The following is a 16838-nucleotide window of genomic DNA, read 5'->3' as shown; positions in this document are numbered from 1 at the left end:
CGTTCCCCGGTGGGCCCGAAATAAACGGCCGATAGTATCTAGCCCGTCCCAAACGCGGACTATGCACGATCTTTACTGCATGGAGGCTGAAATGCACCGTCCCTCGCTGTTGCTGGCGCTCGGCGTCCTCACGACGGCGGCGGTCGCGTGCGCACCGGCCGGCAACGACGCGACGGCCCAGCCGGCCGGGAGCGCCTCCGGCAGCCCGGCCGCGGCGAGCTGCGCGAAGGACCAGCTCACGCTGGTCACCCCGGGCAAGCTGACCATCGGCACCGACAAGCCCGCGTACGAGCCGTGGTTCAAGAACGACGACCCGACGAGCGGCGAGGGCTTCGAGAGCGCGGTCGCCTACGCCGTGGCCGAAAAGCTCGGCTTCACCAAGGACGAGGTCGCCTGGGCCACCGTCCCGTTCGACACCGCGTACGCGCCGGGGGACAAGAAGTTCGACTTCGACGTCAACCAGATCTCGATCACGCCCGACCGGGCGAAGGTCGTCGACTTCAGCGAGGGGTACTACACGGTCAAGCAGGGCATCGTCGCCCTGAACGGCGGCAAGTACGCCTCGGCCGCCGGGCTGGCCGACCTCAAGGACGCCACCATCGGCGTCCAGGTCGGCACCACCTCCCTCGACGCGGTCAAGAGCGTGATCCAGCCGGCCAAGGAGCCCAAGGTCTACACCCAGCAGGTGGACGCCGTGAACGCGCTCAAGAACAAGCAGGTCGACGCCATCGTGGTGGACCTGCCGACGGCGTTCTACGTCACCGCCGCCCAGGTGGAGAACTCTAAGATCGTCGGCCAGTTCGCGGCCACCGGCGGAACGCCCGAGGAGTTCGGCCTCGTCTTCCAGAAGGGCAGCTCCCTGGTCTCCTGCGTCAACGAGGCCGTCGGCGCGCTGAAGTCCTCCGGTGAGCTCGCCAAGATCGAGCAGCAGTGGCTGAGCGCGGCGGCCGGCGCGCCGGAGATGAAGTGACGCAGCCCCCCAAAAGCCCCCGACAGCAGGAGAGGGAGCGGATCCGCCGTCGGCAGGCGATCCGCTCCAGCTCGGTCGCCACGGCGTCCACCATCGTCTTCCTGACCCTGGTGGCCGTCCTGGTCGTCAACTCTCCGGGCTGGCCGCGGGTGCAGGAGACGTTCTTCAGCCCCGAGGCGTTCCTCCGGTCCCTGCCCGACGTGCTCCGCGGCTTCTGGATCAACGTCCAGGTTTTCCTCATCGCGGAGCCGATCATCCTGGTGCTCGGGCTGCTGGTCGCCCTGGCCCGGGGGCTACGGGCGCCGGTCTTCTTCCCGCTGCGGGTGCTGGCCGTGGTCTACACCGACGTGTTCCGCGGGGTGCCGACGCTGCTCGTCATCATGCTCGTCGGCTTCGGCCTGCCTGCTCTCCAGCTCTCCGGCGTGCCGTCCGACGAGATCACCCTCGGGGTCATCGCGCTCGTCCTCGCGTACAGCGGGTACGTCGCGGAGGTCTTCCGCGCGGGCATCGACACGGTGCATCCGAGCCAGATCGCGGCGGCGCGCTCCCTCGGGCTGTCCCACGGGCAGGCCATGCGCCACGTCGTGCTCCCGCAGGCGGTGCGCCGGGTGATCCCGCCGCTGCTCAACGACTTCGTCTCGCTGCAGAAGGACACCGCGCTCGTCTCCACGATCGGTGTGATTGAGTCGCTGCGGCAGGCGCAGATCTACGCCGCCGGGAAGTTCAACTACACCCCCTATCTCGTCGCGGCGCTGCTGTTCATCCTGCTCACGATCCCGATGGCGCGGTTCACCGACTACCTGTCGGCGCGGGCCGCCCGCCGCCGCGGCCCCGGAGGTGCCTGATGACGCTCCTGCGCATCGAGGGCGTGTGGAAGAACTACCACGACCAGAGCGTGCTGCGCGGCATCGACCTCGACGTGGCGGCGCACGAGGTGGTCACCCTGATCGGGGCCTCCGGCTCCGGCAAATCCACGCTGCTGCGCTGCGTCAACCTGCTGGAGACCATCGACGACGGCGCCATCCACCTGGACGGCGACGAGATCACGGACGTGCGCGCCGACGTGGACGAGGTCCGCAAGCGGATCGGCATGGTCTTCCAGTCCTACAATCTCTTTCCGCACATGACCGTGCTGGAGAACATCACCCTGGCCCCGCGCAAGGTCCACAAGGTCGCCCAGGCGCAGGCCGAGGAGCAGGCGCGGGAGTTGCTCTCCCGGTTCGGTCTCGCGGACAAGGCGGGGGAGTACCCCGACCGGCTCTCCGGCGGCCAGCAGCAGCGGGTGGCCGTCATCCGGGCCATCGCCACCCAGCCGCGGCTGCTGCTGCTCGACGAGGTGACCTCCGCGCTCGACCCGATCCTCGTCACCGAGGTGTTGAGCATCATCCGCGAGCTCAAGGACACCGGGATGACGATGATCCTCGCCACCCACGAGATGAGCTTCGCCAGGGACATCTCCGACACCGTCTGCTTCCTCGACGGCGGCGTCCTGCTCGAACGCGGCGCTCCCGACCAGATGTTCTCCTCGCCCGAGCATCCGCGCACCCGTGAGTTCCTCCAGCGCGTACTGGACTCCGGGCGACTCTGACGCCTTCTGGGGGCCTTCAGCGGCGTCCGTGCGGTGGGTCCGGCGCGAGCAGGCCGGTCACGCGCCGGTGACCAGCCAGGCCGTGCCGTACGCGCGGAAGGAGAGAGTGAGCATCCGGGCCAGCATCCACACGCCGAAGGCCGCCCACAACGCGACGAGGCTCCCCGCGATCAGGGCGAACGGCAGGTACGCGAGAGTCGTGATCAGCCCGGCCCAGGCGAGGTAACGCTGGTCGCCCGCGCCGATCAGCACGCCGTCGAGCACGAACACGACACCCGCGATCGGCTGGAACAGTGCCACCAGCCACAGCACCTCCTCCAGCCGGTCGGACACCGCGCCAGGGGCGTCGAACACCCCCGGGATCAGCGGGCGGAGCGCGAGGACGGCCAGGCCGAAGACGACGCCGCACCCCACTCCCCATGCGACCATGCGGCGGGTGGCCGACCGGGTCGCGGCCGTGTCGCCCGCGCCCAGGGTCCGGCCGGTGATCGCCTGCCCCGCGATGGCGATGGCGTCCAGGGCGAACGCGAGGAACGTCCAGATCCGCGCCGCGATGGTGTGCGCCGAGATCTGCGCGTCGCCCATCCGGGTCGCGAGCGACGTGGCGGTCAGCAGCACCACCTGCAGGCACGCCGTACGGATGACCAGGGCCAGACCGGCGGTGCCAGCGGCCCGGATGCCGGCGAGGTCGGGCCGGAGCGAAGTGCCGTGGCGCCGGGCGCCCCTGACGACCATGACGAGGTAGACGGCCGCGCCGAGCGCCTGGGCGATGACCGTGCCCCACGCCGACCCGGCGATGCCCCAGCCGAGCCCGAGGACGAACCAGGCGTTCAGCACGCCGTTCAGCAGGAAGGAGGCCACCGAGACCACGAGAGGCGTCACCGTGTCCTGGAGGCCGCGCAGCACGCCCGTGCCCGCGAGCACGAGAAGCAGGGCGGGCGTGCCGAGCAGGCTGACCCGCAGATAGGTGGTCGCCAGCCCGGCCAGCCGGTCGGAGGCGCCGAAGAGATCGACGATCCCCGGGGCGAGCGGCCAGCAGACGGCGATGACGGCGACGCCCACCGCCGCGGCCAGCCACATGCCGTCCACACCCTGCCGCATCGCCCGGCGCGCCTCGCCCGCGCCCATCTGCCGCGCCACCGCCGCGGTCGTGCCGTACGCGAGGAAGACGCACAGGCCGACGATGGCGGAGAGGGCGGCGCTCGCCACGCCGAGAGCGCCGAGGGCCGGATCGGGCAGCCGTCCGACGATGACGGAGTCGGTCAGCAGGAACAACGGCTCGGCGACCAGGGCCCCGAACGCGGGGACGGCGAGGCGGAGGATCTCGCGGTGCCCAGCGCCGGCCTCTCCCCGCCGCTCGGCGTCCCTTGTCAGTGGCATAAGGGTATTTTGCCAGTTACATATCGATGCTCGGCCTTGTTACCCGGCGTCGCGGCGCCGCCATGCCGATCCGGTCTCGGCCATCTTCCGACTTTCCTTCCTCCACAGCCCTTGGATAACGTTTCGGCTGGTCAATGGGGCTGTAGTGGCGATGGCCACAGGGTTATCCCCAGGCTCGTCCCCAGGGTGTTCACACCTGGGCGGCCGAAGTGCACACGTTATCCACAGGTGGGTCCACAGGCCGCGTTGCCGGTAGGGCGCGGCAGCCGCGAAACTGTCAGACCGGCGGATTACAACTGGGGTTGCTGTGTTGGGGGGTGTCTCCGGTGAGCGTTCTTGATTTCCCGGGCGGGCCGGGAGGTCCCGGCGGCCCCGGCGGCCCCGGTGGGCCGGGTGGCTCCGACGTCACCTTCGAGCGGACTCCGCCGCACAACATCGAGGCCGAGCAGTCCGTTCTCGGCGGCATGATGCTGTCGAAGGACGCGATCGCCGACGTGGTCGAGGTGCTGCGCGCCGACGACTTCTACCGCCCCGCGCACCAGATCATCTACGACGTCATCACCGACCTCTACGGCCGGGGCGAGCCCGCCGACTCGATCATGATCCTGGACGATCTGCAGAAGCGCGGCGAGCTGGGCCGGGTCGGCGGCGCCCCCTACCTCCACACGCTGACCGCGGTCGTGCCCACCGCGGCCAACGCGGGTTACTACGCCAAGATCGTGCGGGAGCAGGCCGTGCTGCGCCGGCTGATCGAGGCCGGCACGCGCATCGTCTCCTACGGGTACGGCGGCCAGGGCGAGGAGGTCGACGACCTGGTCGACCGCGCGCAGGGCGAGATCTACAAGGTGACCGAGCGGCGTACCTCTGAGGACTACCTGCCGCTGTCGGAGATCATGCCGGGCGCGCTGGACGAGATCGAGGCCATCGGCAGCCGCCACGGCCAGATGGTCGGCGTCCCCACCGGCTTCCAGGACCTCGACGCCCTCACCAACGGTTTGCACCCCGGCCAAATGATCGTCGTGGCCGCTCGCCCCGCGATCGGCAAGGCCCTTGCCCTGGACACTCCGCTGCCCACTCCCACGGGCTGGACGAACATGGGCGACGTGAAGGTGGGTGACTGTCTTCTCGGCGCTGACGGGGTCCCCACACGAGTCGTCGCCGCCACTGAGGTCATGCACGGACGGCCGTGTTACGAGGTCGAGTTCAGCGACGGCACGGTGATCGTGGCCGACGGCTCGCACCAATGGCGGACGACCACGAGGGCGGCCCGAAGGCAACGAGCGGAGAGCGGGCGCGCTCTTCACTGGCCGGCCCAGTCTGTCAGCCGTGTAAGGAGCGCGTACGAAGCGTCGCCGGCCCGCGAGGACGATCTCGTCACCCACCGCGAGGCGCTCGCCATGGTGGGCGCCGAGTTCCGGAACGTCCTTCACACGGTGCAGAAGGAGATCGGGAGCGCGGGCAAGGTGGCTCGACAGGTGAGCGGCTCCGCCCGCGGCTACCTGTGGAACACCCCCGGCTACTCGCGCCGGCGCCTGTTCACGGCGCTTTACGCCCGTGCCGGTCGGCCGAGAAACGCGGCGACGACGGCCATCCACAGGGACGTCGTGACCACCGAGGAGATCGCGGCCACGTTGCGCTGCTCGTCGGACAACCGGCCCAACCACGCGGTGGCGGTCGCCGCCCCCTTCGCGCTGCCCGAACGCGATCTGCCGCTGCCTCCGTACGCGCTCGGCGCATGGCTCGGCGACGGGCACAGTGCCGCCGCGCGGCTCACCACGGTCGACCCGGAGATCGTCGCCAACATCGAGGCGGAGGGGCTGCTGGTCTCTCGCATCGGGTCGGAGCCGACGTACTCGCTGAGGCTTCCCGAGCCGCCCGTCGCCCCGCGGGTGTGTGTCGTGTGCGGGGCGCTGTTCGTGCCCAAGAACTCCCAGGTGCGCACATGCGGCCGGTCGTGCGGGGGCAGGGCTCGGTTCGTCTCACCGCCTGCACCGGCTCCCACATGTCCCGACTGCGGAGCTCCGTCCAGCGGTCTTCGGCGGTGCAAGGCCTGTCGCAAGCGGCACGGCACGGTTCAGGCCATCCTGCGCGGTCTTGGCGTCCTGGGAAACAAGCACATTCCTCAGCAGTATCTCCGGGCCTCGGAAGGCCAGCGGCGGGCTCTCCTGTCCGGACTCTTGGACACCGACGGATACGTGAGCCGCGACGGCCAGATCCAGATCGCGGTGACCAACAGGAGGCTCGCGGAGGACGCCCTCGAACTCGTTCTGAGCCTCGGCTACCGGGCCACGATGAAGACCAAGCCGGTCAGGGGCCGATCGGCGCAGTCGTCCGTGTGCTACATGATCAATTTCACCACGGCCGACAAGGTCTTCCGCCTGGCCCGCAAGGCCGAGCGACAGGTCATGCGGTCGCATCCGTCCACTCGGGTGCGGTACATCGTGGACGTCCGTCCGGTGCCGTCGACGCCGGTGCGGTGCGTGGAGGTGGACAACGCCGACCACATGTACCTGGCCGGCAGGGCCTGCGTTCCTACGCACAACAGCACCCTCGGACTGGATTTCGCGAGATCTGCCGCTATCAAGCACGGCCTGACGACTGTCATCTTCTCGCTGGAAATGTCGCGTAATGAGATCACGATGCGACTGCTTTCGGCGGAGGCGAGGGTCGGGCTGCACACGATGCGCTCGGGGTCGATGAGCGACGACGACTGGACCCGGATGGCCCGACGCATGGGCGAGGTCGCCGAGGCGCCGCTGTTCATCGACGACTCCCCGAACATGTCGATGATGGAGATCCGGGCCAAGTGCCGCCGTCTGAAACAGCGCAACGACCTGCGGTTCGTCATCGTCGACTACCTCCAGCTGATGAGCTCTCCCAAGCGGACCGAGAGCCGCCAGCAGGAGGTCTCCGAGCTGTCCCGGTCGCTCAAGCTCCTCGCGAAGGAGCTCGAGGTGCCCGTCATCGCGATCTCGCAGCTCAACCGAGGTCCCGAGCAACGCACCGACAAGCGGCCTCAGGTGTCCGACTTGAGGGAATCTGGGTCGATTGAGCAGGACGCCGACATGGTGATCCTCTTGCACAGAGAGGACGCCTACGAGCGGGAGTCGCCGAGGGCGGGCGAGGCCGACCTGATCGTGGCCAAGCACCGTAACGGCCCCACCGCCACCGTCACGGTGGCGTTCCAGGGCCACTACAGCCGCTTCGTGGACATGGCCACGCACTGACGGGCTCCCGCAGAGGGCGGTTACCGCCAGAGGGCCGCGACGGTCGCGGCGGCCGCCCGTCCCTGGGCGTACCCCGCCTCGGCGGACGGCGTCCGCACCTCCGGGTCGAGCGGGTCGGGGCCGATGGCCGCGCGGGAGGCGTCGTCGGGCTGGATGACCTCGACGGTCGCGCCGAGCGCCGCGACCTGCCCGGCCAGCTCCGGGTCCTCAAGCGGCGAAAGCACGAGCACGCGGTCGTGACCGGCCGCGAGGTCGGCGTTGTTCGACGAGCGCATGCCGCCGTCCATGTAGCGGGTGTCCCCGATGGTCACCGGAGGCCAGACGCACGGCACAGCGCAGCTCGCCGCCACCGCGTCGACCAGGTTCACGCCCGACCGCGGCGTGAACAGGATCGGCTCGCCCGTGTACGCGTCGACGGCGACGACGACCAGGTCGCGGTCGGGCCACTCGTGGACGGGCAGCCGCGCCGCGATGACCTCGCGCCGCCGTTCCTCCGTCACGGTGGCCGCGGCGAGCGCGAGCGCCCCGGCCTTCCTGCGCGCCTCGGCAGGGTCGGAGGTCTGGGTGTAGATCTCGACCCATTGCGCCATCAGCTCGTCGATCGCCACGCCGCTGGGGATCTCCGGGGCCTGCGCCGCCGGGTCGGTCTGCCGCCTGAGCAACTCGTCGAGTGTCAGGCCGCTGGTGATCTGGGCGGCGACGGTTGAGCCGGCCGAGGTGCCCACGATCCGGTCCGCGCCGGTGACGTCGACTCCGGCGTCGGCGAGCCCGGCCAGAACGCCGGTCTCCCAGGCGATCCCGGCGACGCCTCCACCGCCGAGCACCAGCGCGCGGGTCGTCGTGTCCATGGGCATCCCCTTACGCATAAGCCGATATTTCACTTGAGCGTGTTGATCGTAATGAAGCAGGCGGGATGTCGGCTCACCGGCACTGAACGAGCATCGTCGCCTTGTCCGCCCGGGTCACCGGAAGGTGGTATTTGAGCGCGACCTGGGCGAACCGGGTGACGTACGCGCAACGGATCTTCCGGTTCGGAGGCAGCCATGAGGCGGGCCCTGAGCCGCCCTTGGCCTCGTTGGCCGGCCCGTACACGGGAAGCAGGTTGAGCGGGTCGTTCGCGATGCGCAGCCGTTTCGCCATCGGCCAGTGGGCGGCGCCCATGCGCCACGAGTACGACATCGGCACCACGTGATCGACCTGGACGACGTCGGCGCGCTGCTTCCGCCACCGGATGGTCCGGCCGGTGTACGGGTCCTTGAGCGTCATCTTGATCACCACGCAGTGTGAGCCCTGGCGATATCGGACGTTCTGGCCGTCCCGGGCGAGCAGGTCGTTCCGGGTGTTGCAGCCGTTCCCCGCGTACGGCACGCCGTCGGCGGTGTCCGCCCAGTTCTCTCCGAAGCGGGTCCGCGCGTACCCGGTCTTGGGGCCGCTTCCCTTGACCCGCAGCTTCCGGATCAGCGCGACCGCGGCGGCCCGGTCCCTGGTGGAGGTGATCGGGGCGAGCCCCGGCTTGGTGCCGTGGGTGTTGTGCAGCGGTATGGCCCGCGCGACGCCGGGCGTGGCCCGCGCGCCCGAGGCGCCTGCGGCGCTCTGCTGGGTCCCCTTGGCGGCGACGGCGGCGAGCAGGACGCCCGCGACCACGACGACGATCACTTCGCGCGTTTCCAGAGCCGCCTCCCCGATGAAGCCCGGCTAAAGAAATCCCCAAAAATGGGGCGCCTGACCCAGCGGGGAGGTGACGTCCCCGTTTACGAGATCACCACACGCGTGCCGAAAGACAGCGGGCGCGACCTCACCCCACGGGGCGATAGTGCGTGGTGATCCGCCCCTCGTCGAAGACGTGCAGGGCGACGGCCGGAGGGAGGTCGAGGTCGATCGGCGGGTGGGCCTTCGTCTCGAACGGCGTCAGCAGGGTGTTCACCACGCCGGGCGCCACCAGCAGGGGCAGGCCCGCGAACGTCGTCGCCGCGCCCGTGTGGGCGTGCCCGGCCAGCACCGCCACCACCTGGGGGTGCCGGGCGAGCACCGCCGCCAGCCGCTCCGGCTCGCCCAGCCTGATCTCGTCGACGTACGGGATGCCCAGCGGGACCGCGGGGTGGTGCATCCCGACGAAGGCGGGCACGTCGGGAGCGGCGGCGAGCACGGCGTCGAGCCAGTCGAGGGTCTCGTCGCCGAGGAGCCCGTCCGGCCGTCCGGGGATGCTCGAGTCGCACAGCGCGATCGTCGCGCCCGGCAGGTGGAGGACCTGGTTGACCGGCCCGTCGGCGGCCCGGCCGTCCTCCGTCGCGTCGAGCATGACCTTGCGGAGGTTCTCGCGGAGGTCGTGGTTGCCGGGGCACAGAACGAAGGGCACGTCGGCCGGGACCAGGCCGCGGGCGATCTCGTACTCCTCGACGGCCCCGTGGTCGGCGATGTCTCCGGTGAGGAGGATCGCGTCGACGGGCAGGCCGCCGACGTGATCGAGGACTCTCGCGGCGCGCGCGGTGTTCCGCTCGCTCCCGTCGATGTGGATGTCGCTCACATGGGCCAGCACGAGCATGGGCTCTCCTCGGAGTCGGGGATCTCAGCTTTCCACGGGCGGCCTCAGCCGACGGGCACGGCGAGGCGCTCGGCGAGGATGCCCGCGCGGGCGAGCTGGACCTTGCGCGCCTGGCCGGCCGCGAATGCCGTGAGGAACCAGGGGGCGGTGATCTCCAGCCGGTCGTCCACCCGGGTGCCGGGCCCGTCCGGCGCCAGATCGAACCGGTAGACGAGGCGGACGTTGCCCGGGCTCGTCACGTCACCGCGTACGGAGAGTCCCTCGGTGAGGAGCGTCACCGCGATCGGGTTGTCGTGCGTGAAGACGCCGAGGAACCGGAACCGCTCGATGGAGGTGTAGCGGATCACGCCGGGTTCGGAACGATCCACATCCTTGACCGCCACCACGAGTGGCGACAGCCCGATGTAGCTCTCGGGCGTGGTGAGATGCTCGAACACCGCCTCTGGGGCGGCGTCGACGTGGAATGTATTGGTCAGTACCTTCTGCGGCACGACGGCCTCCGGACCTGGAACGTGATCTATGCCGGGAATTGTGACAAAGACCGCGCTTCGCGAAAAGTCCGGATCATGAATTTCGGAGAAGATCATATGCGGCCGCCCGGTGCGCATGCTCCCCGGGCGGAGGCGGGCGGCCGTCACTGACGGGGCGACTCACCCGACGTCGCGGAGGAAACGGATGGTCTCCTCGTCGGCCGGGAAGAACGACTCGATCATCATCTCGGCGACCGTGACGTCGAGGGGCGTGCCGAAGGTCGCCACGACGCTGAAGAACGACAGCTCCCGATCCCCGCGCCGCAGCCGGAGCGGGACGAAGATGTCGCCCGGCCCCGGCAGCTCCACCTCGGGCTCCGGCTGGTCGCAGGGATACTCCCGCAGCTCCGCGTACAGCTCGGCCAGCTCGGCGTCCCCGGTGAGTGTGATCTGCCGCTTGAGCCGTCCGAGCAGGTGCGCCCGCCACTCCCCGAGGTTCGCGATCCGCGGGGCGAGCCCGTCGGGGTGCAGGCTCGCGCGCAGCACGTTCGACAGCAGCTCGGGGGCGATGCCCTCCGCGAGCATGCGGAGGCCCGTGTTGGCGTCCACCAGGTTCCACCCCCGGTCCACCACCACGGCGGGGTACGGCTCGTGCCCCGCCAGCAGCTTGCCGATCGCGTCGCGTACGGCTGCCAGCTGCGGCGAGTCCAGCGTGGATTCCGTATAAACAGGGGCGTAGCCAGCGGCGAGCAGCAGGTGGTTCCGTTCGCGGAGCGGGACGTCAAGATGCTCGGCGAGATGGAGGACCATCTCCCGGCTGGGCGCGGAACGTCCCGTCTCCATGAAGCTCACATGCCGGGTCGAGATCTCGGCCTGGATCGAGAGGTCGAGCTGGCTCAACCGGCGGCGCTCGCGCCACTGGCGGAGCAGCACGCCGATCGGCCGGTGATGGATCGAAGCTGTGGTCACGTGCATGACGCTATGCCCGCCGGTGAACGATCGCGATTCCCCGAGAGGTAATGGACCGGGCGCACCCCGGCCGGGCCGGATCACTGCCAGCGGAACATGCGGGCGGCGGCGATCCCCGCGACCAACGCCCATCCGGCGAGGACCGCGAGATGCGCGAGCGAGGGCGCGTGCCCTCCCATCGTGTCCCGCAGCGCCTGCCCGAACGCGCCGGTCGGCGTGAAATCGCTCACCACGCGCAGCGGGGACGGCATGAGGTCGCGCGGAAGCCACATGCCGCCGAGGAACAGCAGCGGGAACAGCACCGCGGCGCCCGCGCCCTGCACGACCTTCGCGCTCGGCGCCACGGCGGCGAGCCACAGCCCGACGGAGAACAGGGCGACCGCGCCGAGCAGGAGCACCCCGGCGAAGCCGGCGAGCAGCCGCGGCACCGGCATGTCGAGCACCAGATGTCCCAGCGCCAGCGTCAAGGTCGTGCTCAGGACGGCGACGGCCGCGCTGATCGCGATCTGCGCCACGAGCAGCGCCCCGGGGCGTACCGGCGTCGTGGACATCCGGCGCAGCACCCCCTTCTCCCGGTACGTGACCAGCGTCGCGGGAAGCGCGCTCAGTGCGAGCGTCGCGACCGAGAGCAGCACCATCATCGCGGGGAACTGGGCGTCGACGAGCCGCTCGCCTCCGAGGGCCGGATCCGCCTTGCTGAACCCGGGGATGGAAAGGCCGAGCACCAGCAGCAGCGCGACGGGCAGGAGGGTCACGAAGAACACCGCGGCCGGCTCGCGCAGGAACAGCTTCGCTTCGGTGAGGATCAATTTCTTGTGGACCAGCATCAGGATTCTCCGGTTTCGTCAGAGCCGGCACGCGACGGCGTACGGGCGGGGGGACGGGTCACTGGGGGCGGGGTGTGCGCCGGGGGAGGCGTCACGACGAGGCGGGCGCGTTCCCGGTGAGGGCGAGGAAGGCGTCGTCGAAGGTGGTCCGCTCGGTGCGCAGGCCGCTGACCTGCCCCGGTGTGAGGGCGCCGACCACGGCGACGAGCAGGTCGCCGGTGCCGGTCACGACCACCTCGTCACCGTTCCGCTGGACGGTGGTGACCTCGGGCAGCGCTGTGAGGGCGTCGACGGGCCCGGTCGTGTGGAAGACGATCCGCTGCCCGCCGCCGGCGCGCTCGATGAGCCGGTCCGGGGTGTCCACCGCGAGTACGCGGCCGGCCGAGATCACCGCGACCCGGTCGCAGAGCCGCTCGACCTCCTCCATGAAGTGCGTGACCAGCAGCACCGTCACACCCATCTCGCGGACGCGCTCGATCAGGTCCCAGGTGTCGCGGCGGGCCTGCGGGTCGAGGCCGGTGGTCAGCTCGTCGAGTATCGCGACCCGCGGGTTCCCGACCAGCGCGAGCGCGACGGACAGCCGCTGGCGCTGCCCGCCGGACAGCTTGGCGAACGCGACGCGCGGGTCGAGGCCGATCTCGTCGAGCAGCGCGCGCCAGTCCGCGGGTCGCGAGTAGAAGGACGCGTAGAGCTCCAGCGCCTCCCCGACCTTCAGCTTGTCCGGCAGCGAGCAGTCCTGGAGCTGGATGCCGATCTGCTCCTTCACGTCGGTCAGGCCGGCGCCGAGCTCCACGACGCCGGACGACGGCGCGCGCAACCCGGCGACGCACTCGACCGTGGTGGTCTTTCCGGCGCCGTTGCGGCCGACGATCCCGAAGATCTCGCCTTCCTCGACCGCGAACGACACGTCGTCGACCGCGACCTTCTCGCCGTATGTCTTACGCAGGTTGTGGACAGAGATGATTGCCATGCCACGAAGCTAGAAATTTCCCGCGCAGGGGAGAATGCGGGTGCGGACCCGGTTGTGGTGCACTTTTGACCGACGGGGGGTGGGGGAAACTCCACCCCTTCCGGGCGTCTCGGGTCACTGCGCACGCCCGTTCCCTCCGTACACACTGAGGCGCATGAACCGACGTACTCTCACGGCACTGGGCCGCGCGACCGGCCTTCTCGGAATGGTGGTCCTCGGGCAGTTGGTCGGCCTGGTGATGCTGGTCGCGGTCGCGCTCACCTTCCTCGTGGGGTTCGTGTTCGTGTTTCCCCCTGCCGTACGGCTCACGCGGGCGACGACAGGGGCGCAGCGGAGGCTCGCCGCCAGGTGGTCCGGCGTGACGATCGACGAGCCGTACCGGCCCACCCCGCCGGCCCCGCGGCCACAGCGGGACGGCTGGTACCGCGACGGCCGCAACCTGTACAAGACGCCGCGCATCCCGGCGTTCAACCGGCGGCTCACCTGGATGGTGAACGACCCCGCGACCTGGCGTGATCTCGCCTACCTCATGCTGAACCCGTGGGCCGGCGGTCTGATCGTCGCCATTCCGGTGCTGCTCGTCGCGGCCGGGCTCCCCACGCTGCTCAGTGGCAACGTGCTCGGCCTGCTGCCCGCCGTCATCGCCGTGGCCACGGCGCCGATCGTCGTCCCCTGGAGCCTGCGGGTCCACGGGCAGATCGCGCTCGGGCTGCTCGCGCCGACCGAGAAGGCACGGCTCGCCCAGCGGGTCAGCCACCTGGCCAGGACCCGGATCGACGCGGTCGACTCGCAGGCGGCCGAGCTGCGCCGCATCGAGCGGGACCTGCACGACGGCGCGCAGGCGCGGCTGGTCGCGATCGGCATGACCATCGGCGCCGCCGAACAGCTCGTGGACACCGACCCGGCCGCCGCCAAGGCACTGCTCGCCAAGGCGAGCGAGGCGTCGGCCACCGCGCTGCGCGAGCTGCGCCAGGTCGTGCGTGGCATCCACCCGCCGGTGCTCGCCGAGCGCGGGCTCGGCGACGCCGTACGCGCTCTCGTCCTGGACACCTCGCTCACCGCGCACGTGACCGTCGACCTGCCGGTACGGCCGGACGCCCCGGTGGAGTCCGCCGCCTACTTCGCGATCAGCGAGCTGCTGACCAACGCGGTGAAGCACGGCGGCGCGACCGAGGTGTGGATCGACATCAGCCACCATGGGACCACCCTGCGGGTCACCGTGACCGATGACGGCCGGGGCGGAGCGGACCCCGGACGGGGCACCGGACTGCAGGGCATCGAACGCAGGCTCGCGGCCTTCGACGGCGTGCTCGCACTGAACAGCCCGGTCGGCGGCCCCACCACGGCCGTCCTGGAGCTGACCCGCGCCCTGGACAGCGTGGTCCCGCCGATCCCGAGGTGGAAGAGCATGACCTTGGGCGTGTGCTGGGGCCTGTGCTGGCTCCCGCTGTTCCCGCAGGGGCTCGTCGCGATGGTCATGAAGCTGGCCGGCACCCCCGTGAAGTCGTGGTTCCTGGCGCTCTACATGCCGGAAGCACTGCAGTGGCCGACGATCGTCGGGATGATCCTCCTGGGTGGTGGAATGCTGGCGACCGCGGTGACCCTCACCAACCAGGCGAAGCGTGGCAAGGTGGACGGGTGCGCGTAGTCATCGCCGAAGACCTGCACCTCCTCCGGGAGGGCCTGGTCGCCCTGCTCCGGGCACATGGGTTCGACGTCGTCGCCGCGGTCGAGTCCGGCCCCGATCTTCTCGCCGCCATGCTGAGAGAGCGCCCCGACGTGGCCGTCGTCGACGTCCGGCTGCCGCCGACCTTCACCGATGAGGGGCTCCAGGCCGCCCTGGAGGCCCGCCGCCGGATCTCCGGCCTTCCTGTGCTCGTCCTCTCCCAGCACGTCGAGCAGTTGTACGCCCGGGAGCTGCTGGCCGACGGCTCGGGCGGCGTCGGCTATCTCCTCAAGGACCGGGTCTTCAACGCCGGCCAGTTCATCGACGCGGTCCGCCGGGTGGCCGAGGGAGGCACCGCCATGGACCCCGAGGTGATCGCCAAGCTGCTGGCCCGCAACGCGCGCAGCGAGCCGATCGGCCGGCTCACTCCCCGAGAGCGCGAGGTCCTCGAACTGATGGCCGAGGGCCGCTCCAACGCCGCCATCGGGCAGCGGCTCTTCCTCAGCGACAGCGCGGTGGGCAAGCACACCGCGAACATCTTCGCGAAGCTGGGACTGGCCCCCTCGGACGACGACAACCGCCGCGTGCTCGCCGTACTCGCCTTCCTGAACGGCAAACAGGCCCCCTGAGGGGCCTGTTCGAGGTCGGGTCGGATCAGGGGAGCAGCTGGCCCCAGTAGAGCGCCCAGGGGATGAAGAGCAGGCCCCCGGCGATCAGCATCCACTCCCGGAGCCGCGCCGTACGCCACCGGGTCGCCGAGACGGCCGTCGAGATGAGGGTCGTGAAGGCGAGGAGCTGCACGACCAGCCAGAGGATCGGCCGACCGGCGATCAGCGGGCCGAGGTCGATGCCGTGACCGTTGGCGGAGCCGATCATGGACACGGCCGCGTACACGAAGAGGGGCACGCCGACGAGACCGGACGCCGCGAGGACCCGGTTGGACCAGGAACCGCCGGCGCCGCCCCGGCGGCGACGGACCAGCGCGGCCACCGGATAGGTCGCGAACGCCACGAGCAGCAGCACAAGCACGATGAGCTGGGCCTGCCAGCCCTCCCACCACGCCGACTCGGGGAGTGGCACGCTCCTGGTCGGCTGCGCGGGCAGCGGGTCGGCGCTCGACGCGGGGACGTGGCCGCCGGTGACGTCGCGGACCCAGGAGCCGACGGTCTCGGCGTAGCCGGGCACGAGTTCCTCGGCCTTCTCCCGCCCGGCGGCCCACAGCGCGTGCGGGGCGTGGGGGAAGAACCTGACCGTCACGCTGCCGGGAAAGGTCTTACGGAAGATCTCCGCGCTCTCCGCCGGAGGGATCTGGTTGTCCTCGGCGCCCCACAGGGCGAGCACCGGCTGGTGGATCTTCTTCAGCGTCGGCACGGGGTCGTAGTGGGCCTCGGGGAACAGCCCGGCGTCCGCGCCCAAGCGGTAGAAGCTCTCGTTGAGCAAGGTCCGGACCGATCCCTCGATCCCGGCTCTGTCCACCTTGTTGGCCATGTTCCAGGCCTGGCTGCGCAGCGGTTCCAGGCCGGGCCCGCCAACCGTGATCAGAAACTTGATGTCCGAGGTCCGGGTGACGGCGATGGGCGCCACCCAGCCGCCCTCGCTGAGGCCCCAGACGCCGGCCTTCGCCGGGTCCACCTCGGGACGGTCCCGCAGTACGGCGAAGGCCTTCAGCGCGTCGTCGGCGAGCTGGGAGTAGTCCCGCTTCATCTTGGAATAGCCGACGCTGCGTTTGTCGGGCGCCAGCACCACCATGCCCTGCTTGGCGAACTCCTCGGCCTCCATCTGGAGCTCGCTCCACTTGTTGCCCTGGCCCGACCCGTGGACGAGCAACAGACCGGGCAGCCTGCCGGTGGCGTTCGCGGGTTCGAAGATTCGGCCGCCGAGTGTCAGCCCATCGCTGGTACGGAAGCTCACATCGGCGGTTTTGAGCTCGGACGACCAGGCGCTCTTCGTCCCGGCGGCCTCGGCGGCGGTCGCCGGTGCCACGGTGGTGGCCATGGCGCCGAGGGCGAGAGCGAGGGAGGCGGCGCCCAGAGCGATCTTCATGGGGTTCTCCAAGATGGTGTGCCAGAAGCCGGGAAACGCGATGTGAGTGACGTCGTGTCGGGCGCCGCGTCGTGAAATGCGATGGCCTCATGGTTTCCCGACGGGGTACCCCGTGAGATCGCCGATTCGAGCGGTCTTCCCGCTCCGTCACGCGAGGGAGGGAGCCCGGAAAAGGGATCCCTCGTG

General features: G+C 70.3%; 15 protein-coding genes. 6 read left to right on the top strand and 9 right to left on the bottom strand.

The genetic code is table 11. The annotated features are described in order from the left end of the window. The first annotated feature begins 91 nt into the window (after positions 1–91). The 3 genes from AWQ68_RS04280 to AWQ68_RS04270 are packed head-to-tail and all read left to right on the top strand — an operon-like array spanning position 92 to position 2558. The gene (locus AWQ68_RS04280) at positions 92–970 is read left to right on the top strand and encodes an ABC transporter substrate-binding protein (RefSeq protein ID WP_157544867.1); all 879 of its coding nucleotides are present in this window, start codon (positions 92–94) and stop codon (positions 968–970) included. Next, positions 967–1815: an amino acid ABC transporter permease gene (locus AWQ68_RS04275; RefSeq protein WP_066935604.1), complete on the top strand. Its 849-nt coding sequence runs from the start codon at positions 967–969 to the stop codon at positions 1813–1815. The genes AWQ68_RS04280 and AWQ68_RS04275 overlap by 4 nt, the downstream gene beginning before the upstream one ends. Further along, positions 1815–2558, top strand: coding sequence for an amino acid ABC transporter ATP-binding protein (locus tag AWQ68_RS04270; protein WP_066934913.1), 744 nt, complete (start codon positions 1815–1817; stop codon positions 2556–2558). The genes AWQ68_RS04275 and AWQ68_RS04270 overlap by 1 nt, the downstream gene beginning before the upstream one ends. 57 nt (positions 2559–2615) lie before the next feature. Here AWQ68_RS04270 and AWQ68_RS04265 read toward each other — a convergent pair whose 3' ends face one another. Next, the gene (locus AWQ68_RS04265; RefSeq protein ID WP_066934911.1) at positions 2616–3938 is read right to left on the bottom strand and encodes an MATE family efflux transporter; all 1323 of its coding nucleotides are present in this window, start codon (positions 3936–3938) and stop codon (positions 2616–2618) included. Between the two features lie 464 nt (positions 3939–4402). Here AWQ68_RS04265 and dnaB point away from each other — a divergent pair, with 464 nt between their 5' ends. Next, positions 4403–7165 (top strand): replicative DNA helicase, encoded by a 2763-nt coding sequence (gene dnaB, locus AWQ68_RS04260; RefSeq protein WP_157544942.1) that lies wholly within the window; start codon positions 4403–4405, stop codon positions 7163–7165. Between the two features lie 20 nt (positions 7166–7185). Here dnaB and AWQ68_RS04255 read toward each other — a convergent pair whose 3' ends face one another. From AWQ68_RS04255 to AWQ68_RS04225, 7 genes are all read right to left on the bottom strand, one after another. Beyond that, positions 7186–8013 carry a patatin-like phospholipase family protein gene (locus AWQ68_RS04255; protein ID WP_066934908.1) on the bottom strand — a complete coding sequence of 276 codons (828 nt, stop codon included), beginning with the start codon at positions 8011–8013 and terminating at the stop codon, positions 7186–7188. 73 nt (positions 8014–8086) lie between these two features. Continuing rightward, on the bottom strand, positions 8087–8821 hold the full coding sequence (locus AWQ68_RS04250) for an HNH endonuclease family protein (protein ID WP_245655738.1): 735 nt from the start codon (positions 8819–8821) through the stop codon (positions 8087–8089). 139 nt (positions 8822–8960) lie between these two features. Beyond that, a complete protein-coding gene (locus AWQ68_RS04245; RefSeq protein ID WP_066934902.1) occupies positions 8961–9707 on the bottom strand; it encodes a phosphodiesterase in 747 nt (248 codons plus the stop codon). 44 nt (positions 9708–9751) lie between these two features. Beyond that, entirely contained in the window at positions 9752–10198 is a 447-nt protein-coding gene (locus tag AWQ68_RS04240) for an SRPBCC family protein (RefSeq protein ID WP_066934899.1), read from the bottom strand. A 159-nt stretch (positions 10199–10357) separates the two neighbouring features. After that, on the bottom strand, positions 10358–11146 hold the full coding sequence (locus AWQ68_RS04235) for a helix-turn-helix domain-containing protein (RefSeq protein ID WP_245655737.1): 789 nt from the start codon (positions 11144–11146) through the stop codon (positions 10358–10360). Between the two features lie 80 nt (positions 11147–11226). After that, positions 11227–11973, bottom strand: coding sequence for an ABC transporter permease (locus AWQ68_RS04230; protein ID WP_066934892.1), 747 nt, complete (start codon positions 11971–11973; stop codon positions 11227–11229). A gap of 91 nt (positions 11974–12064) precedes the next feature. Then, complete coding sequence (locus AWQ68_RS04225; protein WP_066934889.1) at positions 12065–12943, bottom strand: ABC transporter ATP-binding protein; 879 nt, start codon at positions 12941–12943, stop codon at positions 12065–12067. A gap of 154 nt (positions 12944–13097) precedes the next feature. Here AWQ68_RS04225 and AWQ68_RS04220 point away from each other — a divergent pair, with 154 nt between their 5' ends. After that, positions 13098–14591, top strand: coding sequence for a sensor histidine kinase (locus tag AWQ68_RS04220; RefSeq protein ID WP_066934886.1), 1494 nt, complete (start codon positions 13098–13100; stop codon positions 14589–14591). After that, complete coding sequence (locus AWQ68_RS04215) at positions 14582–15238, top strand: response regulator transcription factor (protein ID WP_066934883.1); 657 nt, start codon at positions 14582–14584, stop codon at positions 15236–15238. Before AWQ68_RS04220 ends, AWQ68_RS04215 begins: the two co-directional genes overlap by 10 nt. Before the next feature lie 25 nt (positions 15239–15263). Here AWQ68_RS04215 and AWQ68_RS04210 read toward each other — a convergent pair whose 3' ends face one another. Next, entirely contained in the window at positions 15264–16652 is a 1389-nt protein-coding gene (locus AWQ68_RS04210) for an alpha/beta hydrolase family protein (RefSeq protein ID WP_084463630.1), read from the bottom strand. Positions 16653–16838 lie beyond the last annotated feature (186 nt).

The sequence above is a fragment of the Microtetraspora fusca genome, assembly GCF_001570365.1.
Classification (GTDB): domain Bacteria; phylum Actinomycetota; class Actinomycetes; order Streptosporangiales; family Streptosporangiaceae; genus Microtetraspora; species Microtetraspora fusca.
The sequence above is the reverse complement of the archived record's forward strand: the minus strand, read 5'-3'. Positions and strand labels throughout refer to the sequence as shown.

Excerpts from the sequence above, each read along its gene's own strand:
- AWQ68_RS04280 (WP_157544867.1), top strand. The coding sequence starts at position 92 with ATGCACCGTCCCTCGCTGTTGCTGGCGCTCGGCGTCCTCACGACGGCG.
- AWQ68_RS04270 (WP_066934913.1), top strand. The coding sequence starts at position 1,815 with ATGACGCTCCTGCGCATCGAGGGCGTGTGGAAGAACTACCACGACCAG.
- AWQ68_RS04265 (WP_066934911.1), bottom strand. The coding sequence starts at position 3,938 with ATGCCACTGACAAGGGACGCCGAGCGGCGGGGAGAGGCCGGCGCTGGG.
- dnaB (WP_157544942.1), top strand. The coding sequence starts at position 4,403 with ATGATGCTGTCGAAGGACGCGATCGCCGACGTGGTCGAGGTGCTGCGC.
- AWQ68_RS04255 (WP_066934908.1), bottom strand. The coding sequence starts at position 8,013 with ATGGACACGACGACCCGCGCGCTGGTGCTCGGCGGTGGAGGCGTCGCC.
- AWQ68_RS04245 (WP_066934902.1), bottom strand. The coding sequence starts at position 9,707 with ATGCTCGTGCTGGCCCATGTGAGCGACATCCACATCGACGGGAGCGAG.
- AWQ68_RS04230 (WP_066934892.1), bottom strand. The coding sequence starts at position 11,973 with ATGCTGGTCCACAAGAAATTGATCCTCACCGAAGCGAAGCTGTTCCTG.
- AWQ68_RS04225 (WP_066934889.1), bottom strand. The coding sequence starts at position 12,943 with ATGGCAATCATCTCTGTCCACAACCTGCGTAAGACATACGGCGAGAAG.
- AWQ68_RS04220 (WP_066934886.1), top strand. The coding sequence starts at position 13,098 with ATGAACCGACGTACTCTCACGGCACTGGGCCGCGCGACCGGCCTTCTC.
- AWQ68_RS04210 (WP_084463630.1), bottom strand. The coding sequence starts at position 16,652 with ATGAAGATCGCTCTGGGCGCCGCCTCCCTCGCTCTCGCCCTCGGCGCC.